At 38.9% G+C, this 26,300-nt stretch carries 25 protein-coding genes; 4 read left to right on the top strand and 21 right to left on the bottom strand.

The window, feature by feature from the left end; genetic code table 11:
• Positions 1 to 31: 31 nt before the first annotated feature.
• The gene (locus L8T27_RS04995) at positions 32 to 1,441 is read right to left on the bottom strand and encodes a glycoside hydrolase family 1 protein (RefSeq protein ID WP_233316793.1); all 1,410 of its coding nucleotides are present in this window, start codon (positions 1,439 to 1,441) and stop codon (positions 32 to 34) included.
• Between the two features lie 526 nt (positions 1,442 to 1,967).
• Between L8T27_RS04995 and metG the strand changes: the two genes are divergently transcribed.
• Positions 1,968 to 3,608: a methionine--tRNA ligase gene (gene metG / locus L8T27_RS04990; protein WP_237941000.1), complete on the top strand. Its 1,641-nt coding sequence runs from the start codon at positions 1,968 to 1,970 to the stop codon at positions 3,606 to 3,608.
• Positions 3,609 to 3,667: 59 nt separating this feature from the next.
• On the opposite strand, the gene L8T27_RS04985 is transcribed toward metG, so the two are convergent.
• From L8T27_RS04985 to L8T27_RS04970, 4 genes are all read right to left on the bottom strand, one after another.
• Positions 3,668 to 3,943, bottom strand: a complete 276-nt coding sequence (locus L8T27_RS04985; protein WP_233316791.1) for a YqhV family protein — start codon at positions 3,941 to 3,943, stop codon at positions 3,668 to 3,670.
• Positions 3,944 to 4,033: 90 nt separating this feature from the next.
• Positions 4,034 to 4,243, bottom strand: coding sequence for a hypothetical protein (locus tag L8T27_RS04980; protein WP_233316790.1), 210 nt, complete (start codon positions 4,241 to 4,243; stop codon positions 4,034 to 4,036).
• A gap of 76 nt (positions 4,244 to 4,319) precedes the next feature.
• Positions 4,320 to 4,481, bottom strand: a complete 162-nt coding sequence (locus L8T27_RS04975; protein ID WP_237940998.1) for a hypothetical protein — start codon at positions 4,479 to 4,481, stop codon at positions 4,320 to 4,322.
• A gap of 129 nt (positions 4,482 to 4,610) precedes the next feature.
• A complete protein-coding gene (locus tag L8T27_RS04970) occupies positions 4,611 to 4,727 on the bottom strand; it encodes a DUF4023 family protein (RefSeq protein ID WP_233316788.1) in 117 nt (38 codons plus the stop codon).
• 290 nt (positions 4,728 to 5,017) lie between these two features.
• Between L8T27_RS04970 and L8T27_RS04965 the strand changes: the two genes are divergently transcribed.
• Together L8T27_RS04965 and L8T27_RS04960 are read left to right on the top strand one after the other, a co-directional pair.
• Complete coding sequence (locus tag L8T27_RS04965) at positions 5,018 to 6,511, top strand: peptide MFS transporter (RefSeq protein WP_233316787.1); 1,494 nt, start codon at positions 5,018 to 5,020, stop codon at positions 6,509 to 6,511.
• Positions 6,512 to 6,647: 136 nt separating this feature from the next.
• A protein-coding gene (locus tag L8T27_RS04960) for an IS3 family transposase (RefSeq protein WP_237940996.1) occupies positions 6,648 to 7,978 on the top strand; the annotation gives its coding sequence in 2 pieces (ribosomal slippage) (positions 6,648 to 7,035 and positions 7,035 to 7,978; 1,332 coding nt in all).
• A 64-nt stretch (positions 7,979 to 8,042) separates the two neighbouring features.
• Here L8T27_RS04960 and L8T27_RS04955 read toward each other — a convergent pair.
• From L8T27_RS04955 to nagA, 12 genes are all read right to left on the bottom strand, one after another.
• The gene (locus L8T27_RS04955; protein ID WP_233316786.1) at positions 8,043 to 9,752 is read right to left on the bottom strand and encodes an adenine deaminase C-terminal domain-containing protein; all 1,710 of its coding nucleotides are present in this window, start codon (positions 9,750 to 9,752) and stop codon (positions 8,043 to 8,045) included.
• Between the two features lie 13 nt (positions 9,753 to 9,765).
• Positions 9,766 to 10,827, bottom strand: a complete 1,062-nt coding sequence (locus L8T27_RS04950; protein ID WP_233316785.1) for an ABC transporter ATP-binding protein — start codon at positions 10,825 to 10,827, stop codon at positions 9,766 to 9,768.
• A gap of 15 nt (positions 10,828 to 10,842) precedes the next feature.
• A complete protein-coding gene (locus L8T27_RS04945) occupies positions 10,843 to 11,631 on the bottom strand; it encodes an ABC transporter permease (protein ID WP_233316784.1) in 789 nt (262 codons plus the stop codon).
• Positions 11,632 to 11,637: 6 nt separating this feature from the next.
• Complete coding sequence (locus L8T27_RS04940) at positions 11,638 to 12,459, bottom strand: ABC transporter permease (protein WP_233316783.1); 822 nt, start codon at positions 12,457 to 12,459, stop codon at positions 11,638 to 11,640.
• Between the two features lie 15 nt (positions 12,460 to 12,474).
• The gene (locus L8T27_RS04935; RefSeq protein WP_237940994.1) at positions 12,475 to 13,410 is read right to left on the bottom strand and encodes a nucleoside hydrolase; all 936 of its coding nucleotides are present in this window, start codon (positions 13,408 to 13,410) and stop codon (positions 12,475 to 12,477) included.
• A gap of 18 nt (positions 13,411 to 13,428) precedes the next feature.
• Positions 13,429 to 14,472, bottom strand: a complete 1,044-nt coding sequence (locus tag L8T27_RS04930) for an ABC transporter substrate-binding protein (RefSeq protein WP_237940992.1) — start codon at positions 14,470 to 14,472, stop codon at positions 13,429 to 13,431.
• Between the two features lie 235 nt (positions 14,473 to 14,707).
• Complete coding sequence (locus L8T27_RS04925; protein ID WP_233316780.1) at positions 14,708 to 15,052, bottom strand: DUF2294 domain-containing protein; 345 nt, start codon at positions 15,050 to 15,052, stop codon at positions 14,708 to 14,710.
• Between the two features lie 440 nt (positions 15,053 to 15,492).
• On the bottom strand, positions 15,493 to 16,941 hold the full coding sequence (nagE, locus tag L8T27_RS04920) for an N-acetylglucosamine-specific PTS transporter subunit IIBC (RefSeq protein ID WP_233316779.1): 1,449 nt from the start codon (positions 16,939 to 16,941) through the stop codon (positions 15,493 to 15,495).
• Positions 16,942 to 17,012: 71 nt separating this feature from the next.
• Entirely contained in the window at positions 17,013 to 17,933 is a 921-nt protein-coding gene (gene murQ / locus L8T27_RS04915) for an N-acetylmuramic acid 6-phosphate etherase (protein ID WP_233316778.1), read from the bottom strand.
• Positions 17,934 to 17,937: 4 nt separating this feature from the next.
• Positions 17,938 to 18,654: a GntR family transcriptional regulator gene (locus L8T27_RS04910; protein WP_233316777.1), complete on the bottom strand. Its 717-nt coding sequence runs from the start codon at positions 18,652 to 18,654 to the stop codon at positions 17,938 to 17,940.
• On the bottom strand, positions 18,651 to 19,403 hold the full coding sequence (gene nagB, locus L8T27_RS04905; protein ID WP_233316776.1) for a glucosamine-6-phosphate deaminase: 753 nt from the start codon (positions 19,401 to 19,403) through the stop codon (positions 18,651 to 18,653). Before nagB ends, L8T27_RS04910 begins: the two co-directional genes overlap by 4 nt.
• Positions 19,403 to 20,599: an N-acetylglucosamine-6-phosphate deacetylase gene (gene nagA / locus L8T27_RS04900; protein WP_237942255.1), complete on the bottom strand. Its 1,197-nt coding sequence runs from the start codon at positions 20,597 to 20,599 to the stop codon at positions 19,403 to 19,405. Before nagA ends, nagB begins: the two co-directional genes overlap by 1 nt.
• A 363-nt stretch (positions 20,600 to 20,962) precedes the next feature.
• On the opposite strand from nagA, the gene L8T27_RS04895 reads away from it, so the two are divergent.
• Entirely contained in the window at positions 20,963 to 22,507 is a 1,545-nt protein-coding gene (locus L8T27_RS04895) for a glycosyltransferase family 2 protein (RefSeq protein WP_237940991.1), read from the top strand.
• Between the two features lie 40 nt (positions 22,508 to 22,547).
• Here the strand turns inward: L8T27_RS04895 and melA are convergent, their stop codons facing one another.
• The 4 genes from melA to L8T27_RS04875 are packed head-to-tail and all read right to left on the bottom strand — an operon-like array spanning position 22,548 to position 26,273.
• On the bottom strand, positions 22,548 to 23,849 hold the full coding sequence (gene melA, locus L8T27_RS04890; protein WP_237940989.1) for an alpha-glucosidase/alpha-galactosidase: 1,302 nt from the start codon (positions 23,847 to 23,849) through the stop codon (positions 22,548 to 22,550).
• Positions 23,850 to 23,883: 34 nt separating this feature from the next.
• A complete protein-coding gene (locus L8T27_RS04885) occupies positions 23,884 to 24,474 on the bottom strand; it encodes a YesL family protein (RefSeq protein ID WP_237940987.1) in 591 nt (196 codons plus the stop codon).
• Between the two features lie 52 nt (positions 24,475 to 24,526).
• Positions 24,527 to 25,414: a carbohydrate ABC transporter permease gene (locus L8T27_RS04880; RefSeq protein WP_237940986.1), complete on the bottom strand. Its 888-nt coding sequence runs from the start codon at positions 25,412 to 25,414 to the stop codon at positions 24,527 to 24,529.
• A complete protein-coding gene (locus tag L8T27_RS04875) occupies positions 25,401 to 26,273 on the bottom strand; it encodes a carbohydrate ABC transporter permease (RefSeq protein WP_396953793.1) in 873 nt (290 codons plus the stop codon). Before L8T27_RS04875 ends, L8T27_RS04880 begins: the two co-directional genes overlap by 14 nt.
• Positions 26,274 to 26,300 lie beyond the last annotated feature (27 nt).

Below are 26,300 nucleotides of genomic sequence, written 5' to 3'. Positions count from 1 at the left end.
AATACCCCTTTTAAATACTTACAGACTACAATTAAAGCTCTTCTCCTCTTGTTTCAATAATATGCTTGTACCAATGGAAGGAAAGCTTTTTCTTTCTTGCCAGATTGTTTTTATGGTCCACATAGATGAATCCATACTGTTTCTTATAACCGTTCAGCCAGCTTAAAAGATCAATTACAGACCATGCGTAGTATCCTTTTAAATGGATACCTTCTCCAATTGCTGTTTTTACTGCTTTTAAATGCTCTTCAATATATTTAATTCTTGGGACATCGACAATTTCATTCTCAATGACTGGATCTTCGTCACCAAGACCATTCTCCGTAATATACAGTTTTACATCTCCATATCTTTCTTTTAGCATTCGCAAGCCATCAAGAAATCCTTCTGCAGAGATTTCCCAGCCCCATTTTGTATACACTTTGTCCTCCATCATGACCGTTTTGTAGACCCCGTCAAAGGATGGGTTTCCAGGCCTGCCTGTCGCATTGTCTCGGCTGATTTCAACTGCTTCAGCTGACCCTTGAATTTTTTCAACACGTGCCGGTTGATAATAGTTAAGCCCGATAAAATCATTGAAGCCAGCTGTTTCTTTCAAAAGCTGAAGCTCCTCGTTTGTCCAATCTGGCGTCAGTCCTTTTTCCGTTAGTGCATCCAATACATATTGCGGATATTCGCCTTTAAGGATAGGGTCATAGTACCAATATGTTTGGTAGTAATTCGCATGATTAGCAGCAAACCGATTATCTTCCTTGCTGTCCACGCCGAATGCAGGACTGAATACATGCGTAATACCAATTTCCCCGTATTGCTTTAGTTCTTTATATTTCTTCACTGCCATCGCATGGGCAAGAAACACATTATGTGTCGCCTGGAAATATTCTTTATGCGCATTCACTAATCCTGGCGGATGAGCACCGTTTAAATACCCTAGCGTACAGAAAACAATTGTTTCATTAAATGTAATCCAATGCTTAACCCTGTCTCCAAATGCTTTAAAGCAAACTTCCGCATATTTAGCAAACGCATTTGTTGTGCGTTTATTTGTCCAGCTGCCATCCTCTTCTAATGGAAGCGGGAGATCCCAATGGTAAAGAGTCACAAACGGGACAATTCCGTACTTTAGGCATTCATCTATTAAATTATTATAAAACTCAATTCCTTTTTCATTAATTTCTCCATCACCATCTGGAATAATCCGTGCCCAAGATATGGAGAAGCGATAGGATTCCAATCCCATTTCAGCCATTAATCGTACATCTTCCTTGTAGCGATGATAATGGTCAACTGCAACATCGCCATTCGTTCCTTCGAATGTTTTTCCAGGTATTTTAGAGAAGATATCCCAGTTAGTCACACCTTTACCGTCTTCATTCCACGCACCTTCCACTTGGTAAGAAGCCGATGCTGCACCGAATAAAAAATCTTTAGGGAATTTCATAATATGGAACCTCCATTATCTAATGTTAACCATCTATTTATTAGAACGTCTTATATTTGTTGGTACAATTATATTGTAAATGCTTTCATTAATAATGTAAACGCTTTATTTTAATTTTCTTCTTTTGTTCTTTTATGGTTGATTTTGGTAATTACAAAGCTTATAATATATCCAATCATATAAAATGTAGCGTTGATGAGGGAAAGTACAATAGATTATCTTTTACAGAGAGCTTCCACCCTGCTGCAAGGAAGCATTGATATCTATTAGAAAAATGGACTCTGAGCTCCGCACTGAACATATTAATTAGTAGGCTGCGGCAAGATTTGACACTTGTTATCCATGTCACAGTATGAAGGCTTTTATTAAGCTGGGTGTACTTGCAGAGGCTGACTTGTGTGAGCAAGCAGTGAACAAAGGTGGTAACACGCGGCATAGAGCCCCGTCCTTTTCTTATGGAAAAGGGCGGGGCTTTTTATTTTGCAGCTTTGTTCATTTTTCCAAAACTTTTTAGGAGGAATGCAGGATGACTATTTTTATTGGAGGAGCTTGGCCATATGCAAATGGCTCATTGCATATCGGCCATATCGCAAGTTTATTGCCCGGTGATATTCTGGCAAGATTTTACCGGCAAAAAGGAGAAAAAGTACTTTATGTCTCAGGCAGTGACTGCAATGGTACTCCCATTTCAGTTCGGGCAAACCAAGAAGGCGTTGAGCCAAAAACAATCGCAGACAGGTATCATCAGGAATTTGCACATGATTTTGAAGCACTAGGATTTTCCTATGATTTTTATACAAGAACAGATGCAGACCATCATCATAAAACCGTTCAGGAGCTATTTTTAGCTTTACAAAAAAATGGTCATCTATATAAAAAAGAGGTCGAGCAGGCATACTGTATAAACTGTGCTCAATTTCTGCCAGACCGCTTTGTTGAAGGCATCTGCCCAGCCTGCGGTAATAAGGCACGGGGAGACCAATGTGATCATTGCTCTGCCATTTTAGAAGCATTGGAGCTTCATGATAAAAAATGCAAGCTTTGCCAGCATGAACCTACTGTTAGAACAACGGAGCACTTTTACTTCTCCTTAAGCTCCTTTCAGCAGCAGCTTGAGCAACTGCTGAAAAGCTCTTCAAAGAATGAGACATGGAGAAACAATGCCAGATTTTTGACAGAAAGATATTTAACAGAAGGACTGCGCGACAGAGCTGTAACAAGAGACTTGCCTGTTGGTGTGAGTGTTCCAATCGCTAACTATGAAGATAAAAAAATATATGTTTGGGTGGAGGCTGTTGCTGGATATTATTCAGCAAGCAAACACTGGGCTCACAAAACCGGAGGAAAGCATGAAGATTACTGGAATGAGAATACTGTGTCTTATTATGTGCATGGGAAAGACAATATTCCCTTTCATACTATTATTTGGCCGGCTCTCCTTCTTGGCTTAAACATCAAAGCACTGCCGGACTATATTCTTTCCAATGAATATATGACATTGGAGAGAAAGAAAATTTCTACAAGCCAAAACTATGCTGTTTGGATTCCTGACTTAATCAAGAAATATCACCCAGATTCTATTCGTTATTTTCTTACAATCAATGCTCCTGAAAAGCGGGACGCTGATTTCTCTTGGCGCGAATTCATCTACAGCCATAACAGTGAGCTTCTCGGCAGCTTTGGTAATTTTGTGAATCGGACTGTGAAATTCATCAGTAAATACTATTCAAATAATGTGGAAAAACGGGAGACAAGCGAAGAAGTCCGCAAGCAAATTAATACTAGCTACATACTAGTGGCTGAAAAAATAGAAGCAGGAGAAATAAAGCAGGCACTTCAATCATTGTTTGAGCTTATTCGATATTCGAATAAATATTTTGATAATAGGAAACCTTGGATTGATATCAAGGAAGACGAGGAATCATGCCGTCAGACGATTTATGATTGCTGCATCCTGTTAATAAATATCGGGCAGATGCTCCATCCCTTTTTACCATTTAGTTCAAACAAACTTAAATCTCTATTTCAGCTTGAAAAATGGTCTTGGGAATACACGGAAAAGATACCTGCTTTTATAAAGGATATAGAGCCGTTATTTGAACGAATTGATGTTGTTTCTATAGAGGAAGAAACAGACAAAATAAAAAACCAGACAGCAACCAGCTAGAGCTGCTATAAACAAAAAGCAAAATAAACCTGATAGAAGTCTATCAGGTTTATTATTATTCAGCTGCCCTTAACACCATACAAGATAAAGCCAACTCCTGTTAGCACACATAGCATCTTCCCGAACGAAATTTTGTCAGCAATACTGAAAAGGCCGATTGATGTCGTGGCAATCAGGATGAGCGGACCGACAATTGCAAGAGAACTATTGATAATTAAGGCTTTTTCTATTTGATTGGACTTTAGCATCAATACTGCTGCTGTTATTTCAATACATCCTGACAGCAGTCTGAGCAACGCCATTCCTAACACGGCCTTACCGATTAAAGAAAACATAAGCTCCTCCTATTAGCATGCAAACTTACTTTATTTATATGCATTTACTAGACTAATAGGACAGTTTTCTTTACTTAAGTTATATTAGTGTCAGCTTATAGAATGAAACCCTTGCTCTTTTATCTTCTCTAGTACTGTTTCCTTTGTTATTTGGTTTTCATCATAAACAATTTTGACTTCTCCGTCCGAAACATCAACAAGGGCTCTCTCTATCCCTTCTGTCGTAACTAAAGCTGCTTCTAATGAGTTAATTGGCTGTGCTTCTGTTGCTTCCTTTAAGTAAACAGTCATTTCCTTCATAAATTCTTGTACTCCCTTCCACACATTAATTGTCTAATAAGTAGAATACCCGATATTTAGGAAAACATGCTTCCATTTACATACGCTTATTCTCTCTAATGGATTTCATGCAGTTTGGACAAAAGCCTAATTCCTCTGCAAAAGCATACCACTTTTGACAACTTAAACATTTCTTATGTAGTTCTTCATTAATAAGCAGATCATAACCGTAATAAGTGACAACACGTTCAATTTTCAATCTGTTCTCCCTCCTTAAACAGCCCTTGTTAAGTTATGCGTTTCGTTTAAAAAGGTGCTAGTTGGGGGAAAATTAGAATTGGCAGAAAGAAAAAAAGCTGCCCATTTATTAAAACAGGCAGCTTTCACATCAATGCTGTTTGTTAGGAAGGCTGCTTTCTGGATGGCCTTTTCCTTTATGTTTGTTTTTCTCTTGTTTTTTACTGTTTTCCTTTAATGTTTGTACAAACTCACTTGTATCCTTCATGTTTTTTAACCTCCTTAAATTTACAAACATTTGTTAATTTAACCGAATGTACATATTTCCATTCCTTTTCACTACATTTCTAATTATTCCAAATTATACCTAAAAACTATATATAGATATAATAAAATAACAAAATTCTACTTAAAACTATATAAAACTATTTTGATTATAAAAATGGAAAAACTTGTTTAATCCTTTACAGAACAATATCGTTCGATATATTAAAAATTTTTTTGACAAAACATCTGTTTTTTCAGTATTATATTAGAATACTAGAGGAGGTTAAAACAATGCTAGACTTAAATAAACAGAAAATTGTGGACAGTGTTCCGCAAAAGGGTTTTTTTGGTCATCCAAAAGGACTTTTCACTCTGTTTTTCACAGAGTTCTGGGAGAGATTCTCTTACTACGGAATGAAAGCTATCCTTGTTTACTACATGTATTATGAAGTTTCAAAAGGCGGACTAGGCATTCCTGAAACTACTGCATTTGCCATTACGTCTATTTACGGTTCACTTGTCTATATGTCAGGAATCATTGGCGGCTGGTTAGCTGACCGAATTTTTGGTACTTCTAAAGCAGTATTTTATGGCGGTATTTTCATCATGCTTGGTCATATTGTTTTAGCAGTACCAGGAAGCATCAGCATGTTCTTCGTATCAATGGTGCTAATCGTTATTGGTACAGGCTTATTGAAACCAAACGTATCAAGTATTGTCGGTGAAATTTATTCACAGGAAGACAATCGCCGCGATGCAGGATTCAGTATCTTCTACATGGGTATCAACCTTGGAGGATTCCTTTCTCCGCTGATTGTCGGTGAAGTCGGCATGAACACAAGCTTCCATTTAGGCTTTGGTCTTGCTGCAATCGGTATGCTTATTGGATTATTAGTATTTATGTTTACAAAAAAGAAAAACCTTGGGTTGGCAGGTACCCTTGTTGCAAATCCTCTTTCAGCTACTGAAAAGAAAAAGGTTTATTCTATTATTGGTATTGGAATCGTTGTTCTTGCTATCATCTTAGCCATTACTATTCCAACAGGCCTTCTTACATTTGACACTTTTGCTATTGTAGTCGGTATCCTTGGATTCTTGATTCCAGCAATCTATATTACGGTAATGTACCGCAGTCCAAAAACAACATCTGACGAACGTTCTCGTTTGATTGCTTATATCCCATTGTTCTTAGCATCTGTAATGTTCTGGGCAATACAGGAGCAAGGTTCTACAATTCTTGCAGGATATGCTGATAAACGTACACAGCTTGAATTTGCTGGCTTGCACTTATCGCCAACACTATTCCAATCATTGAACCCGCTGTTTATCATTATCTTTGCACCAATTATAGGATGGCTATGGGTTAAGCTTGGTGACCGCCAGCCTTCTATCCCAAAGAAATTCTCAATAGGATTGCTGTTTGCAGGTCTTTCTTTCCTAGTAATCCTGCTTCCAGCTTATTTTGGCGGAGCGAACTCGCTTGTTAATCCTTTATGGCTTGTGCTTAGCTACTTTATCGTTGTAATTGGAGAGCTTTGCTTATCTCCTGTAGGATTATCAGCAACAACAAAATTAGCGCCGGCTGCATTTTCTGCACAAACGATGAGCCTTTGGTTCTTATCTAATGCCGCAGCACAAGGATTGAATGCACAAATTGTTAAGTTCTATTCAGAAAAAACTGAAATGTTGTACTTCGGCATCATCGGTGGCTGCTCGATTGTACTAGCTCTTGTATTATTCCTTCTATCACCAATGATTCAAGGCAAAATGAAGGGCATTAAATAAATATAAAAAAAGAACTAGATCCATTTAAAATGTACCCTATAGAGTAGACACTAAAAAAAGTCTACCTATAGGGTGCTTTTTTGTATAATAAAGAAACACAACTAGAGAAAAAACAACATGGGACTGGAGATTTTTTATGAGTAATAGGATTTTTACAGAGAAAGAGATAAAACTACTATCAGCTAATAAGTACGTTAAATCTGTAAGTGCAAAAGGAATCACTTATACGGAAGAGTTTAAACATATTTTTATCGCAGAAAACGAAAAAGGTAAGCTACCAAGGGTAATATTTGAGGAATGCGGGTTCGATATAGATATTATTGGTATGCCTCGAGTTAGTTCTTCGGGAAAGAGATGGCGTGCTAACTATCGTGAAAATGGGGTATCTGGGTTACAAGATACCAGAAACGAGAATTCAGGAAGACCTAGTGAAAGAGAACTTAGCATGGAAGAGAAATACGCAAGACTAGAAGCTCAAAATAATTTATTAAAGGCAGAAAACGAACTATTAAAAAAGATTCGTTTGGCAGAAAGGAGGATGAAAAAGTAGTTCTCCCTCCTTTCCAAAAATATCGCCTCATACATTCGGTAATTGAAAAATACCAATTGAAGCATATGGTGAGTTATTTATGTGATATCTCAGGTGTATCAAGAAGTGGCTACTATAATTACTTTTCTCAAAAGTCACACGAACAAAGAAAGAGAAAAGATGAACAGGATGAAGAAGTGAAGGCAATCATCTTAAAAGCATTTCATTTCAAGAATCGTAAGAAAGGGGCACGCCAAATTAAAATGACTTTGGCGGGTCAATTTAAAGTTGTCTATAATTTAAAACGTATACGAAGAATTATGAAGAAATACAATATTATTTGTCCGATTAGAAAGGCAAATCCTTATAGACAAATGATGAAAGCTACAATGGAACACCGTGTTGTACCAAACCTTTTAAATAGACAATTTAAGCAAGGGATTCCAGGGAAAGTGCTTCTGACTGATATCACATACCTTTCCTTCGGCAAAGGGCTAAGAGCCTATTTATCAGCAGTTAAGGACAGTTCAACTGGTGAAATTCTAGCCTATCATGTATCGGATAGAATGACCTTGGAATTGGCAACAGTCACTCTCAAGAAGTTAAAGAAGAACAGAAACTTTACGTGTGCAAAAGATGCTTTCATTCATTCCGATCAAGGTGTTCATTATACAAGTCCTATCTTTCAAAAAGCAGTAAAAAAATTAGGGTTACGCCAATCTATGTCAAGACGAGGAAACTGTTGGGATAATGCCCCCCAAGAATCATTCTTTGGCCATCTTAAAGATGAAGCCTCTATTAAAACATGTACAAGTTTAGATGAAGTAAAAAAGGAAATCAAACAATATATGATTTATTACAATTACTATAGATACCAATGGAACTTAAAAAAGATGACCCCTGTTCAATACAGAGATCATCTTCTTACAGCAGCATAGACTTTTTATAAAATGTCCTTTACAAAGGGTACACTTTATTTAAATCTAGTTCTTTTTTTATTGCTTACTTAACCACTAAAGGAACAACCATCCCTTTATTAACATCAATTAAGCCATGATCTGTAATTTTTAATGCAGGACTTACTGGCAGCGATAAAGTGCTTAACGACATAATCGCATTATAATGTTCATAGCCAAGCGCTTGGAGTGTTGCTGTTAATTGTTCTACCTGCTTAGAAATGATAGATAAAGGCTCTTCTGAAAGAATACCGCCAACAGGCAACGGCACATTTGCAAGAATTTCGCCATTATGAACACAGCAGATTCCTCCTTGCTGCTTTATTACTTCATTCGCTGCTATCACCATATCCTCTTTATTTTGACCTAGGACAAGGAGATTATGGTTATCATGTGAATAAGTTGTGGCAACAGCACCTCTTTTCAGGACATCCCCGCCAATAAGCCCTCTTGCACTATTGCCGTTCTTGCCATAGCGTTCAAATGTAGCAAGAAGTCCGTATTCACTTTCCTCCCACTGCAGCATACCCGCTTCTATATTTAAATCATCATGTTTTTCTTCTGTGAAGGTAGAGCCGTTTTTCACATTCATTATTCGGCATTTTACTTTGCCATCATTTTTCATAAGCTTCACTTGAAAAGCATCTTCATCCAGTTTGTTTAGATTTACACTTTCGTAGAAGCTGCTCGGAAATGCTTGGCTGCTTTCTTCCTGTACGTAAGGAATTGTCTCATCATAGACCTTTGTTCCTTCTTTATATACTTCTTGGATATGAAAGCTTTCTAACTCTGAAATTAGCAGAAAATCTGCGAGCTTGCCTGGTGCAATTACGCCTCTGTCATACATTCGCATGCGGGCAGCTGGTGTATAAGTACAAGCATAAATCGCTTTCTCAGGAGACATGCCCATTGCGATAGCTTTTTTCAGGAGAACATTTAAATGCCCTCTGTTTTGCAGGGAATCTGCCATTACATCATCTGTCACAAAACAGAAATGCTCATCAACATCTTGATCAATTAAATAATCTATAACTTCTTTTGTCATTGATTTTTCTTGAATTTCAAGGAACATCCCTATTGCTATACGCTCCTTCATCCCTGCTACTGTTTGATGGGTATGATCGGATGTAACTCCTGCAAATGCCAGACTCTGTAATTCGAGATCAAGGAGTTTTGGAACATGTCCTTCAATAATAAGCTCAGGATAATTCTCTGACATATATGATAATATCTTGTTTGTTTTTCCGCCTGGTTTGGAAATAACATCATAATAATTCATGATTTCCCCAAGGCATTTTATTCTCTCTGTCTGCAGCAATTCTTCGATATCTTCTATCTCAATTGCTCCGCCAGTAGTTTCCATACTAGTTGCAGGAACCGAGCTTGGAATAGCATAGAACATGTCCAAACGACAGTTCTTGCTTGCCTTGATCATCTCTTTTACACCTGCTATTCCAAACACGTTTGCCATTTCATGAGGCTCAGGTACAATCGTGGTGACCCCATTTTTTAGCAAACCGTATGAAAATGTCGCTGGAGTAACCATCGTGCTTTCAATATGGAGGTGGATATCAATCAATCCTGGAACAAGATACATGCCAGCAGCTTCTATTATTTTCTCTGCCGTAAACGTTTCACTGCCTTTTGCACCTATATAAAAGAACTTGCCATCCTTAACAGCGACATTTGCTTTTGTGAACTGTTTGAAATAGCTGTTAAAAACCATTGCTTCTTTAATAAGCATATCTACTTTCATTGTTTGACCCCTCCTACTCTACAAGCACCATCTGATCCTTTGGAATAATCAGGACTACAACTTGTCCGACATTAAATGGTGCTGTCATCTCTTTATTAACAGTAAATTCACCAATTGGTGTGCTGACAACATATTGATAGCTTCTGCCGAGGAATGTTGTAATCTTTATTTTTCCTGGTATGCCATTAGAAGGAAGGACTTGTGTTTCGTTCCATTCTGCAAGCAGGAAGTCATCTGGCCGGACAGCTCCAACCTTTTTAGCTGGCGTCATATGGGAATGTTTTTCAACAGTAAACATACTGCCATTCTTATACAGCTCCACTATATCCCCTTTATCTTCTCTTCTATCAAACTCAATAAAGTTTTTGAAGCCGATAAAATCAGCGACAAATTTTGTTGCAGGATATTTATAAATGGTTGCAGGATCGCTCAATTGCTCGATGATGCCTTTATTCATGATGGCTACTTGATCAGAAATAGAGAAGCATTCTTCTTGATCGTGAGAAACGTATACCGTTGTTATTCCAAGCTCTTGCTGTATTCTTCTTATTTCAACACGCATATTGACACGCAAATTAGCATCGAGATTGCTTAATGGTTCATCAAAAAGGAGAATATCCGGTTCAATGACAAGTGCTCTTGCGATTGCGACCCGTTGTCTTTGTCCACCTGAGAGCTCTGCAGGGTATCTTTTACCGTATCCTTCTAGATTGACGATTTCCAACATGCGCTCTACTCGCTTCACAGCTTCTGCTTTCGGAACCTTTCGCAAACGAAGACCGAAGGCAATATTATCAGCAACAGTCATATGGGGGAACAAAGCATAGTTTTGAAACACAAACCCAAAGTTTCTTTTGTTAACAGGAACCTTTGTATAATCTTTATCTTTAAACAAGAACTTCCCGTTATTTGATTGCAGGAAACCGGCAATTAGACGAAGCGTTGTTGTCTTGCCGCAGCCGCTTGGTCCAAGCAGGGATACAAGCTGCCCCTTTTCGATTTCAAGATTGAAATCCTTAAGAATTTCTTTTTTGTTATAAGCTACAGATATGTCTTGTAATGTAAACAAAGCCACATTTAACAATCCCTTCTATCTTTTTGTAAAATAGGATAATCCCATTAATCGTTCTACTATAAACATGAACAATGCAGTAATAATCATTAACAGTACAGATATAGCTGCAACAGTAGGGTCAAAGTAGTTCTCTACATACAACAGCATCTGGATTGGGAATGTGCTCACACCTGGTCCTGTCATGTAAACAGAGATATCAACATTATTGAATGACTCTAAGAAGGCAATCATTACAGCTGCAATTATGCCTGATTTTATATTCGGGACAACTATCGAGAAAAAGGTGCCAATTCTGCTTGCTCCTAAACTAAGTGCAGCTTCCTCTATCGAAAAATCAAAGTTTGTTAAGCTTGACGAGATAACACGAATAACAAACGGCAGCATGATGACAGTATGACCGATAAATAGGGAAGTATAGATCGGCAGCTCATATGCAACCACAATATAACGTAAGAAGGAAAAACCTAACACAATTCCCGGAATAAGAATTGGCGAAACAAAAATCCCATTGATAATTCCCTTACCCGCAAAGTCAAATCTGCTTAACGCATATGCAGCTGGCACGCCAAGTAATAATGCTAAAATATTTCCGGCAATGGAAACAAGGATAGATGTCTTGAATGTGCTCAAGAACATTTCTACTTGAAAAATATTTTCATACCATTTAAACGAATACTCTTCAGGAGGGAACTTCAAGATGCTTCCGCCCTCAAATGAAGTAATTGATATAATAAGCAAAGGCCCTAGTAAAAAAACAAAAACGAGGAAGGTAAACAGGGCCAACCCTCTATTCTTTTCCTGCATACACCTCTACCCCTTCGGATTAAGTTTTTTTGCTACTCCATTCATAATGGAAATAATAATAAAGGTCACCACAATCATGATTGTTGCTACAATGGATGCTAGCTTCCAATCATTTAATGTAATCGCATTTTGATATAAAAACGTCGAAATAACCCTTTGTTTTCCGCCTAGCAATGCTGGCGTCGTATAAGCTGTAAAGCTGCCGACAAACACGAGAATGCTGCCGATTACCAGCCCTGGCACACAAAGCGGCACAACAATCTTCAAGAAGACTCCGAGTTTTGATGCCCCAAGACTCTCTGCTGCCTGCAGTAAATCCATTTCGATATTCTCCATTACTCCAACAAGTGTAACAATTACTAAAGGCAGGAATAAATGCACTAAACCAATAATAATAGCTGTTGGTGTATACAAAATTTCAAGCGGCTGGTCGATAAGCCCGGCTCCTAGTAAAATCTTGTTCAGAACTCCGTTTTTCCCGATAATAATCATCCAGCTAAATGAGCGGACAACAGGGCTTGTCAACAACGGAAAAATAGTTAACAGCAGGAAAACTGCCTTTTTCCGAGCTTGAAGTTTAGAAATATAATAAGAGACCGGAAAGCCAATCAAGATACAGATAAGCGTCGTCAACAAGCTGACACGCAAGGTAGTCAGTAAAATCTTGATGAAATAATCATCCTTAAAAAAATCGATATATCCTTTTACACTAATTGTTCCATTATCATGAAAGGTTGTACCAATCATCGACAAGATTGGGATAACCATAAAGACAGTTAAAAACAGCAATCCTGGTAGAAGCAACAGGTATAGATATCTTTTCTTCATCTCATCACTCCCTGTTTAGTTTTTAGAATTTAAAGTTTCAATAAACATTTCAAAAAAGGCTTCCGTATCCACTTCAAGACATACCTCTAAATTAGGCTCCTTGTTCAAGCGGTTTTGGAAATCACACACAAACTGACCATCGCATAATTCACTCTTTGTTTCCACATCCACATAATGCTTCTCTGTTACCACCAGCTTGCTGTTAATGGCAATTCCGACCGCTAACGGGTCGTGCATGGCACATGCATGCACATTATAGCGGGAGTAGTACTTTTGCTGATAATCGCTTGTGCTTTCATCTAAATAGCTCGCAAGCTTTTCATCTTTCAACTGTTGAATATGATCTCTAGTAAGCAATGCCTTTCTAGTTACATCCAAGCCAACCTGTACAATGGACGGAAAGCCAGCCTGAAGGACAATCTTTGCAGCCTCTGGATCAACATAAGCATTGAACTCAGCTGTTGGGGTAATATTGCCGACACCTCTTACTACACCGCCCATGAAAATCACCTTTTTGACATGCTTCGTAATTTGAGGACATTTTTTCACAGCCAATGCCAAGTTGGTAAGAGGACCGGTACAGATTAAGGTAACCTCTCCAGAAAAACTTAAAATTGAATTGATTATGAAGTCTGGTGCAAAGCCATCGCTTATCTCATTGCTTACAGGGATATCCTTTAACGCTCCGCCAAGGCCATCCTCTCCATGAATACGATGTTCAAAAACCGGCTTTCTAAACAAGGGAGACTCTGCTCCCTTAACAACCGGTATTTCTGTACTACCAAGCAAATCAAGTATTTTGCATGTATTAATAGTCGCGGTATTCAAGGAGACGTTTCCGCTCACTGTCGTTATACCTAACAGGTCAAAGTTTTTGCTTTTAACGGCGAGCAAAATGCCAATCGCGTCATCAATCCCTGTATCCACATCAAGTATCAGCTTTTCAGGCATTCCAAGTTCCTCCTACTCTTATTGAATAAGCTCACCGTTCCAGCGGTCTATCCACTTGCTCAAGTTCTCATTAACGAATTTCATATCCATTGTGTGAAGACTGTTAATCAAGTCTTCTCCATATGTTAGTCCCTCAGCTTCCTCTTCTGTCAGCTCAACATCAATATTTACAGGAGAATCCACTTTATTTTTTGCTGATTTCTCTTGAGCTTCTTGACCGAGAATGTAGTTGATGAATTTTTCAGAAAGCTCTTTTTGATCTGTTCCTTTAATAACATTCATTGTGTTCATTACTGCATAACCACCTTCAGCCGGTGTTACAAATTCTGCATTTGGAACTGCTTCTTTCAAGTCAGCAAAATACATTTCCATAATTGGTCCAGCTGCAATTTCGCCTTGTGCAAACATGTTTACATATTCAGAAGTTTGTCCGTATTCCTTCACAACACTTGGCATAATTTCTTTCAAGGATGTGAAAGCTGCATCTTCGTTAAATGTTTCTTGACCGCTCACCTGTGATGCTAAATCAACCATCATCGGACCTGTTGTAGAAGTGATGCTTGGAATGGTAATTTTCCCTTTTAAATCTGCACTCCATAAATCCTTCCAAGAAGTGATTTCAATTGGAGACTCATCAGGGTTATAAGCAATTCCAAACTGAGCAATTGTGTACGCTGGTCCGTATTCTTCCCCTAGCGGAGCTTTCGCTACATCATAGATTTTGTCAACATTAGGAATATTCTCGCGGTCAATCGTCTCAAATAATCCATCTTGAATGCCTTGCTGTGCATAGTAGTCTGATAAGAAAATAACATCTACATCTGAATTGCCTTGCTTGATTTTATTGAGACGATCAGCATTATTGCCTGTATCTAAAACGATTTCTACATTGTTTTCCTCTTCAAAAGGCTTATAAATTTCTTCACGGAAAAAGTCTTCATTAAAGCCCCATGTCGATACAACAAGTTTCTCTTTTCCTTCGTTGCTGCCTGAATCATTAGAACCACAAGCTGCCAATAACAGTAAAGATGATGCTGCAAATGCTTGAACTATTTTTTTCATTTTTTATGCTCCTCCATTTTCATTTCTATTAGGTATTTTTTTATAATAAATGCTGTATAATACTCCCTTTTTTTATCCTGCCCGCCTTAAAGGCGCGAAGCAAAACAAAAAAAGACAATCTTAAATAGAATCATTCTTCTACTTAAGATTGTCTTTTCTTTGATAAACAAAGGGAAAACTATCTTAGTCTTATATTTTGGCGTTTCACTCAGATAAATCCAAGCAAAAATCCTCATTATTTAGTATTTAAGACGATATTTGTAAAAGCAAATTGAGTGAATGAATCGTAATCTCTTAATAAAGCTTCAATATTCCAGCCTGTTTGTTCCTCAAGCTGCTGCCTGAACTTTTTCTTAAACAATAGAGACAGATGGAAATCCACCTCTAGCTTTAAGCTCGGCACTTCCCCTTCCAGTGCAGCTGATCGGGAAGCCCTCGGATGCTTGGCTTGCAAGGTTATTACGTTTTGATCGATGGTTACTTTCAGCAATGTGGTACCAGCACCAAACAATTCCTTTGATACTTTATTATAGATTTGAGAAAGTAATCTTTTCGTTTCATTCGAATCTATGATAATCACCTGCCAAACTGTTTATACCTGTATTATACATACCTTTTTATTTATTTACAACAAAATGTGCGCTTTTTAAATAAAAAATTATAAAAAAACAGTTCTAAAATAATAAAATCCAAGCAAAATACGAACTATATCCAAAAACAACATTCCCTATTAAATAGAAAAAAAACACTCTTTTGCGTTAGTTTACCTCTTTTCATGTAAAAAAACGAGACACTTGTCAGAATATCTGACCAGTTTTCACTTTAACCAAATCTCTTTAATCTTGTTACATATCATATCATTATAAAATTATTTAGAAAATTACTTTTTTAATAAAAGAGCAGAATTCTTGTGAATATCACTCTTAAGATTATTTATAACAGGAGTTACGCCTCCATTAACATACAACAAATCCCGATTACCTTTTAATCGGGATTTGTTCGTATTTTAAGAGACAGCTGTTAGTCTTCGTGTCTGATTTTCTCTATTTCATCTGCAACAAACTGCACTTGTGTGCCGACAATGACTTGAATGCTAGTTGGGCCGACGATATTAATTCCCGGCACTCCCGTCGCTTTGATTTTATTCTGATTTACTGCATTCATGTCTTTCACTTCAATTCTTAATCTTGTTACACAGTTATCGACAGAAGCGACATTTTCATCTCCGCCTAAACCTTCGTATATTTGTGAAGCCATTGCAGCAAATTTGTTATCACCAGTCTGTGTTGTTACCGCTGCTTCTTCAGCAGTCTCTTCCTCACGTCCTGGTGTCGTCAAGTTAAACTTCGTGATTAAAAAGCGGAACAGCGTATAATAAATAACGGCGAAAACCAACCCTTGAACAATCAGCATATACGGCTGGTTTGCCAAAGGCAGCCGTGAGCTTAAAATAAAATCAATTAAGCCACCGCTGAAGGAGAACCCGGCCGTCCAATGGAAGAAGGACGCGATTGCCAGTGAGAAACCAGTAAGCACGGCATGAACTAAATACAATCCAGGTGCTGCAAACATAAAGGCAAATTCAATTGGCTCTGTTACACCTGTTACGAATGCCGCAATTCCTGCTGCAAGCATAAGGGATGCGACTTGCTTCTTTCTTTTCGTCTTAGCTGTATGGTACATTGCCAAAGCAGCTGCTGGCAATCCGAACATCATAACAGGGAAGAAGCCTGCTTGATACATACCGGTCACACCTTTTTCCCCTTTGCCAGCCCAGAAGTTCCCGATATCATTAATACCTGCTAAGTCAAACCAGAATACGGCATTCAGCGCATGATGGAGACCTGTCGGGATAAGCAGTCTGTTGAAGAAACCATATAAACCTGCTCCGATTGCTCCTAGCTTACTGATTTGTGTTCCAAATGATACTAATCCGCTGTAGATAGCCGGCCATAAGAATAATAAGATAACAGCAACTACAAGCATACTGACAGCACTTAGAATTGGAACAAGCCTTTTGCCGCTGAAAAATGCAAATGCGGCTGGAAGCTGTGTTTTGCTGAAGCGATTATACATAATCGATGCGACTATACCAGAAAGCATCCCAATAAAGGCATTTTCAATTTTTGTAAAGGCAATATTCACATCTTCTGGATTAACTCCTTGAAGCATCGCAACGGAATTTGTGGATAACAATGTCTTAATAACTAGAAATGCTACTAAACCGCTTAACGCAGCAGATCCATCCTTATCCTTAGATAATCCTAATGCAACCCCAACTGCAAATAAATATGGAATATTGTCAAGAATGGAAGAACCAGCCTTTATTAGAAAAGCTGCTGTTGGACTGTCTGCTCCCCATCCAGAAGGGTCGATTGCATAACCTATCCCCATTAAAATCGCTGCCGCTGGCAATACAGCTACAGGCAGCATTAAAGCTCGACCAAGTTTTTGCAAATAAGCTTTCATACTATTACCCCTTTAGTTTTTCAAAGTAAAAAAATTATATATAATAGCTTAGATTAATCTTCTTTGTTCGTTTAAGCCCTCCCCTCCTTTACGTCCTGGAAATAAAGCTGAATCGCTTTTTTTAAATGCCCCTCTGATTGTGTTAAGAATTCCGCTGCTTCCTCAGCTGCTGCACCTGTCAGAATCAAAAATGCTGCTGATTTCAAGTTAAGGTCTGCACTCATAAGAGCAGCCCGCGCCTCTTCCTCTGTTGTATCTGTTATGTTAATCAGCATCTGCACAGCTCTGTCCACAAGCTTTTTGTTAATCAGTTTCATGTCTGCCATTTCATTTTGATATACTTTGCCGAGCTTTGTCATCGTTGCTGTTGACAGCATATTCAAAATCATTTTTTGAGCTGTGCCTGCCTTCAGCCTTGTTGATCCCCTAATCACTTCAGGTCCTGTTGGCGCCTCTATCCCGATTTCGCATATAGAGGATAAAACAGTTTGTTCATTGTTGCTGATTCCAATTGTCATCGCACCGACTTGAGCTGCAAGTTTTGCAGCAGCGAGAACGAAAGGTGTTGACCCGCTGGCTGTTACCCCTATCACCACATCGTCCTTTGCAAGAGAGTGGCTGTTCAGTGCAGCAATAATCCAGTTATCATCATCCTCTGTTTCTTCAAGGGAATTCCACATTGCTTCATATCCGCCAGCAAGGAGAGGCACCCATCTGTTTTGCGCGATTGAAAACGTCGGAACTAGCTCTACTGCATCAACTACCGCCAGTCTGCCACTCGTCCCTGCCCCAACAACAAAGCATCTGCCGCCGCGCTTCCATCTGTCAGCAATCCCATCGACGGCAAGGCTAATTTCTGCCAGTGCTCCACGGACTGCCTGAGCAACTCCTTCATCCTCCTTGTTCATAAATTGAACAATCTCTAGTGTTGACCATTCATCTAAATGAAGACTGTGTGGATTGCGCTGCTCTGTTCCTCTTAATTCGCTCATATTTTCACCTCTTCATATCGATGACAAATTTATAGCGGTCTCCTCTGTAAATGGATTTAACATACTCAAAGGCCGCTCCATTTTCCAAATAGCTGTAGCGTTCAATAAGCAGCACAGGATCGCCTTCCTCAATTTTTAATAAATTGCATTCATTTCCTTGAGCAAGGGATGACTCCAGCGTTTGTGATGCATGGCTGATTGTAAGCTGCAGCTCCTTTTCAATATAATCATAAAGGGAGGCGTGAATGGTTTTTTCGGTCAGGTCAGTGATAATATGGGCCGGTAAATAAGAAACCTCCAGCGCCATTGGACTTTCATCTGCTAGCCTTAGACGGCTCACTTCATATACCGGCATGTTTTCTTCTATTTTCAGCTTTGCAGCAATATTTTTGTCAGAACTGATTTGTTGAAAAGAAAGGATTTTCGTCTGCGGCTTCATCCCCCTTGAACGCATATCCTCTGAAAAACTCGTCAAGCCGGAAAGAGGCTGCTCTACCTTCTGTGCTGCAACGAAGGTTCCTTTGCCTCTCTTTCTAACTAAAATACCTTCATTGACAAGATTATTGATAGCTTGACGGACAGTCATTCTGCTGATGTCATATTTCTCTGCAAATTCTCTTTCAGAACTAATTGGGTCCCCAGGATTTAAGCCCTTTACAAGCTCCTTTATTTCCGTTTCCAGCTGAAAATAGATTGGAATATGGGAATCCTTAATAATCAACGATACACACTTCCTTCTTTATCCTTCAAAATTGCCAAAGCTTCACTGTCTGCAATTATTGTTACATCTGGATGCTGCTTCAGAATAGATGCAGGAATATCCTCTGTCACCTCTGTTTGGAAAAGATTATATAAGATCGGCGCTTTTTTGCTGCCTGAAGCGAGCAAAATAATTTTTCTGCTTTTCATGATGGTAGAGATCCCCATAGAAATCGCATGTGTCGGTACGTCATCGCGATTTTCAAAGTATCTTGCATTTGCCTCTCTTGTTGACTCATCCAATTCGACAACACTTGTCTTCGAGGTAAATGATGTGCCCGGCTCATTGAAGCCAATATGGCCATTTTCGCCAATACCAAGAATTTGTAAGTCCACTCCTCCTAATTTGTCGATCAGCTCCTCATATTCTGCGGCATCTTGTTCATATGGCGGTGTTTCCGCCTTTGGAAGATGAACATTTTCTCTTTTAATGTCAATATGATCAAACAGATGCTTATCCATATAATAGGAATAGCTTTGTTCACTATTTGCCTCTAAGCCCACATATTCGTCTAAGTTAACAGTTTTGATGTTTTCATAGGATGTTTTGTTTTGCTTAAAGTCTTCTGCAAGACGTTTATATGTCCCAGCAGGTGTTCCGCCAGTTGCCAAACCAAGAATAGCATCAGGCTTTTCCTTCACAAGTCTGATGATGGCATCTGCTGCCTGCGCACTCATTTTTTCATAGTTATCTACTTCGATCCATTTCATTATTCTGCACCTCCGGATTTTGCTGCGATTATTCCTCTGCAAATGGTTAAGATTACTTTATTGTTGTCATCTAGTACGACTAAATCTGCATCCTTGCCTGTTTTAATACTGCCTTTTCTATCTAAAACGCCAATTTGTTTAGCTGGATTATAAGCACCCATTGTGATGACATCCTCTAACGAACAGCCTGTAAAAGCCATCATATTGGTGAGTGCATCATTCATCTTTAAAGTGCTTCCAGCAAGAGCCCCATTTTCGAGCAACGCTTTGCCGTCTTTTACAATTACTTTCTGACCGCCTAGTGAGGAAACACCATCCTCAAGCCATTTTGCTCTCATGCTGTCTGTTATCAGAATGATTTTATCCTTCCCCTTTTGTTTATAGGTCAGTTTGACGATTTCTGGATGGATATGAACTCCATCTACAATCATCTCTGCTGTTAACTCATCATGAAGGAGGACAGCTCCAGCTGTGCCTGGGTCTCTATGATGGAAACCTCTCATGCCATTATATAGATGTGTAACATGATTCATTCCTGCTTGTACGGCTTCAACTACTTCCTCATAAACAGCATCTGTGTGTCCCATTGACGCGACAATACCATTCTCTTTTAAGTAAGCTGCAAGCTTTAGCCCATTCTCCTTCTCAGGCGCTAATGTAACCAGTCGAATCTGGTTACCAGCCAGTTGATTCCATCTTTGGAAAAGCTCAATATCTGCCGTTTTAATTGCATCGAGCGGCTGTGCTCCTGCTCTCTTTTCATTAATAAATGGTCCTTCTAAATGAACGCCCAGAATTTCTGCCTGGCCTGGTTTGTTGTCTGTTTCTATAAATGCCGAAATGCACGTAAGCGCAGATTCAATTTCTTCCTGCCCTTGTGTCATCGTTGTCGCTAAAAAGCTTGTTGTTCCCTCATATGGCAGGATTTCGGCGATCGTCTTTAGTCCATCGTGTGAACCATCCATCGCATCGGCATTTTTCGCCCCATGAATATGAATGTCAATCATCCCTGGAATAAGCTTGCTTCCTTTAGGGAATGATATTGTTTGCACGTTCTCTGTCTTCTCAAGCCCCTCTAATTTTCCGTAAGAATGAATCCTTCCTTTCTCCATAAGCAAATAACCATCTGAGAGCACTCCCTCTTCTGTGTAAATGGTTAAGTCTTTAAGAAGCAAAAGCTCACCTTGTTCCTTCATTGTCATAACATGATCCCTTCTAACTGAAAATGATTTATCAACTATATAACTAGATGTCTAGACCAGTTAATTCAATATAAACCAATTCTAGCAAATATTAAAAATAATGCTTGGTTTTTGTTAGATTATCTGACCTATTTTTTTAGCGATCAATCGAAACCGCTTACAAGCAGATTATAAATGACTGCCCTTTATATTGTCAATACTTCTATTTTATTCTCCCCTTTCCCTTGGATTTTATTTCTAAAACTAGCATAATTTCGTGAAAAATGTATAGTTTTATACTAAATATTTCATAATGGTGATAGCACTAGTTTAACTAATAGCTTCAAATAAATACATTAAAGAAAGTTTGGATGATAGATGAATCTACTCTTTTTTCGGCCGAAAACTAAAACTGCCAGCGATTATGAGCTTTTCCAGCATCCCAACCAGACTGCAGCCCCCATTGTAACGGTGGTTACACCTGTATACAACAATGATGCCACTATAAAAAAAACAATCGATTCTGTTTTGAATCAAACATTAGGAGAAAAAATTGAATACATCCTCGTGGATGACGGTTCAACAGATAATACCCGCTCCATTCTGCTTGAGTACAGCAAGAAACATCCAAATATTAAGCTAGCATTCCTAAAGAAGAATACAGGGACACCTGCCTACCCAAGAAACTTAGGTATAAAGCTTGCTAAGGCTCCCTATATTTCATTCCTTGATGCAGATGACTGGTTTGAATTATCCGGGCTTGAAAAGCTTTATAATGTGCTTAAAGAAACAAATGATGATTATATCGTGGGTAAAACTGTGAAAATACGGACAGACGGTACAGCAATCGTGGGAGAGCATGAATCAAGCACAGAGCGAAGGAATGTTCCGCCAGTTTCTATCCCCCATATCTTTCATCACTTAGGACCACGAGCAAGAATGATGAAAACGAGCATTATTAAAGAAAATGGCCTAAAGTTTCCTGCCATGAAATTTGCCGAAGATAAGCAATTTTTTATGGATGTGCTCGCATGCTGTAAATCCATCTCAACAACAAAAGATGTCATTTACTATTTAAACAGACAAAACGAAAATAAAGATTCCTTAACTTCAAGAACGAATGTCCTACATAAGATGAAATGTAATCAAAAGGTGATTCGCTACTTTAAGGGCAAAGAACTTGATCCTGTTATAAAAAAGATGATACTGAACAGATTATATGAATTTGACTGCTTTACCGGCTTTATCAACCGTTACCATACTTTGCGAAGTGAAAAATCTTCAGTAAAGCATAAAGCAAATGACTATTTGAAAAGGAAAGCCTATGTATGGACAATGAAAAAAACATTAAGGACAGCTAAGAGTTTAGATTATGACATTAGCGATCATTTCTTTAAGCCTATTAACAAAGCATGCTATCAGCTTTTTAAAAACGGTTGCTATAAGGAAGTGGAAGAACTCACCCGCTGGCATGCGAATACAAAAATAAAGAACTTTCATTTTAAAGATGATCAAGTCTTTATGGTGTCACCATTAGCAGAGCCCTATAAATATATCGAGCTTCCAGCTCATGCAGAGCTTGCCAACTGCACCCCTAACACGGACCATATTAGCCTTCATTTGAAGGCAACAGGTGTTGATGCAGCGATCCAAGAACTTCTTTTACGGGACAGGCAGTCCGCAGCATCAGAATTCAGCCTTCCTGCATCCGTCGATGAAAATGGTGAAGGAATAATAGCCATTCCGCTCGAGTGGCTAAGCGCTCTTCCAAAATCAGTGTACAATCTTTATTTGCGCTACAATGACTATCAAAAGGTGCAATTGCATATCCCGGCATCTATAGAAAGCTTAAAGAAACAGCAGAGTAAAAACTGTCATTTCTATTGTACTGTTAATCAAAATCTTGCTTTGAAAATTAAATAAAGAAAAAACAGGATGCATCCATAATAGATGCATCCATTTTTCATTCGTAATTCGGCAGCCAGCTTCCATGTGCTTCAATTAAATCATCACACATGGCAACAATATCATCAATAGACAGTTCAGCTGCAGTATGAGGGTCCAGCAGGGCTGCTTGATAAATATATTCTTTTTTCCGGGTGACAGCAGCTTCAATTGTCAGCAGCTGTGTATTGATATTAGTTCTGTTTAATGCAGCTAGCTGCTCTGGAAGCTCGCCTATATAGCATGGCAATATCCCGTTGCGATCAACAAGGCACGGCACCTCGACACATGCCTTTTCAGGCAGGTTGCTGATTAAGCCGCCTGTGTTTAAAACATTGCCTCCAAATTTGAAAGGGTTGTTTGTTTCCATCGCTTCGATAATTCTTGAACCATATTCATGAGAGCGCACATGTGTTAGATTGCTGTTATGTACAAGCTCCTTGCGCATTTTTTCCCAGTTTTCGATTTGCTGAACACAGCGGCGCGGATATTCATCCAACGGAATTTGAAAGCGGTCAATTAATTCAGGATAGCGCTTCTTAATGAAATATGGATGATATTCAGCATTATGCTCTGATGATTCAGTCACATAAAAACCAAATCTCTCCATCAATTCAAACCGGACCATGTCCGAATGCTTTTGCAATTGCTTTTCTCTCGCACGCCTCTTTATTTCTGGATATAAGTCCTGCCCGTCTGCTTTTACTTCCAAAAGCCATGCCATATGATTAATCCCGGCAATCTTCTCCTCTACATTACTGGCTTTTATCCCTAAAGACTTTAAAAGATGGGATGTACAAACTTGAACACTGTGACACAGTCCGACTGTCTTAACATTCGTATAACGGAGCATCGCACCAGTAAGTGCTGCCATTGGGTTTGTATAATTTAAAAACAAGGCATCAGGACAAACTTCTTCCATATCCTTCGCAAACTCAAGCATGACAGGAATAGTCCGTAAACTGCGGAAAATACCGCCAATTCCAACAGTATCTGCAATTGTTTGACGCAGACCGTATTTTTTCGGAATCTCAAAGTCGATAACTGTGCTAGGCTTATACCCGCCAACTTGGATGGCATTTATGACATATTTTGCTCCTCTTAATGCTTCCTTCCGATTGGAATAAGCTTTTATCGTAATAGAGCAATTATAGTTGTTACGCAAATTGTTCAGCATATTTTCCGAATCCTTCAAGCGGCCTTCATCAATATCAAACAGAGCAAACTCAAAACCTTCCAGTGCAGGGACCATCATGCAGTCTCCTAGTACATTTTTTGCAAACACAGTGCTTCCTGCTCCGATGAAAGTAATTTTGGACATATGTTTTTCTCCCCTCTATTCTTCTATAAAACCGCTATGCTTGTTTACGCAGTATGTTCCTGTATGCTGTATTAACATTCCAAGTCAGCCACAGCGCTATCGTGCTTCCTAGGAATAACAAGAAGAAGCCGGCGAATCGGCTGAAAACAGCAAAAATCGTGATAGTGCCGATCACCATAATTGCGCTGTGTGCAATCCGGGTAATGCTCATAAACAGCATACTTTTCAGCACTTCCCTTATAGTTTGTTTCTTTTCCACTAATAGAGGAAATAAGTATGGAAGCATAATGATATAAACAAATGCAATAGTCAGTAGAGTATATCTGAAAACTACAAAAATAGTACTCTCTGCTTGTAAAAAAAACTGGAAATCAACATACAGCAAGATACCAGTAAATAGAACGATTGCCCCTAAAATATTTGCCTGGATGAAATACGCTTTGAACTTTAGCATAAACTCTCGGAACATATGGTCATCTCCCGCTCCCTCGAGCCATTGTTTCGTTAAAGAAAACATGGCTGCAGTTGCAGGAAAAATTCCAAACAGGACAAGTCCTGCGGCTGTAAACAGCAGCCAGAGAAGATTAGCATACAGCAGGCGGTATAACCATGTGCACGCATTCATCAGCTTGTTAATAAGATCACCTCATTAAGGATAGTTCTAACCATCAATGACTTTAGCCTTTAGAGCCCGTTAAGGCGATGCCTTCAATAATTTGTTTTTGGGCAAAAATATAGACAATAATAACTGGAATAATGGAAATGGTCGTTCCAGCCATCATCAAGGACCAGTCTGTAAAATATAAGCCTTTAAAGGTATTCAAGAGCAGCGGAACAGTGAAGTTTTCTGGTGAAGTTAAATAAATCAGCGGCTCTAAAAAACTGTTCCATATTCCCATAAAGGCAAATATTCCGAAGGCAGCAAGTGCTGGTTTGATCAATGGCAGTATGATGCTTCGATAAATCCGAATTGGGTTTGCCCCATCTAATACAGCTGCCTCGATTTGTTCATTCGGTATCCCTCTAATAAACTGCCGCAATAAAAACACCCCGAATGCATTAAACAAGCCAGCTGGAACAATTAAGGATAGATGTGTATCAATCCAGCCAAAGGCATCCATAATTAAGTACAATGGCACCATCGTCACTTGCTTCGGTATCATCATTGTTGCCAAGAACATAATGAACAGCAGATTGGAACCGCAAAAGCGCATTTTTGCGAAAGCAAATGCAGCCATGGAACAAGTCAGCAAGTTTAAAAGCACAACAACTGCTGTTATATAGAAGCTGTTAAAATAAGCTTTTGCAAATGGCATGGCTGTTAAGGAATTGGGATAGTTTTGGAAATTAATAGGATTAGGGAACCATTTCGGCGGCACAAGGAAAATTTGCGACATATCTTTCAGTGAGCTGCTTATTGTCCAAAGGAAAGGTGCAACCATCAAAAAGGCACCAGCAATTAGGACAAGATGGAGCAATATGCGCAGAACAGAGATTTTTTTCTTTGTTGGCAATGGAACCACAGGCTTGGGGGCTGTATTAACCGGTACGTCATTGATCTTCATAATGCACCCACCTTTTCGACATTTTGAATTGGATTAGCGTAAATGCGAGTATGATGACAAACAATACCATTGCTGCTGCCGAGCTGATACCCATTTTGAAATCAACAAAGGCGGCTTCGTAAATATGATACACAAACGTGTAGCTCGATTTAGCAGGTCCTCCGCTTGTCATAACATAAGCCTGATCAAAAACTTGGAAAGAAGAAATAATTGCCATTATAGCAATGAAGAAGGTCGTTGGTGATAGCAGAGGCAAGGTAATATGGCGAAGCTTTTGCCACTTTGTTGCTCCGTCTATTTCTGCCGCCTCATAATAGGATTTAGAAATCCCCTGCAGGCCTGCCAAAAAAATAACCATATTATGTCCTAGTCCCCACCAGATACTTAGAATAGCAATCGATGGCATGACCCAGTTTGTGTCTGTCAGCCACATTGGTCCTTTAATTCCAAAGTTTGCTAGAATTTGATTTAATATGCCGAAGTCTCCATTTAAAATCCACATCCAGATAACCCCGATAGAAACAGAGCTTGTAACAACAGGCATAAAATAAAAAAGTCTGTAGAAATTTTTGCCCTTAATTTTATTGAGAGCAATTGCAACCGCTAATGACAAAGCGATACTGACAGGAATGACTAAAATTGTATAATAAACCGTATTTCCTAAGGCCTTCCAAAAGTCGGCATCTTGAAATTGATCGATATAGTTAGCTAACCCAATAAATTCTTTAGCGCCAAACCCGTCCCATTTCATAAAGCTCAATGTTAATGTGAAGATAACTGGAATCAATGAAAATAGTATTAATCCGATTAATTGCGGAGCTAAAAATGCATATCCCCAAAGATTTTGTCGGCCTCTCATCAGCGTTCACCCACTTTTTTTAAAATA

Source organism: Niallia sp. Man26, from assembly GCF_022049065.2.
Taxonomy (GTDB): Bacteria; Bacillota; Bacilli; order Bacillales; family Cytobacillaceae; genus Niallia.
The sequence above is the reverse complement of the archived record's forward strand: the minus strand, read 5'-3'. Positions and strand labels throughout refer to the sequence as shown.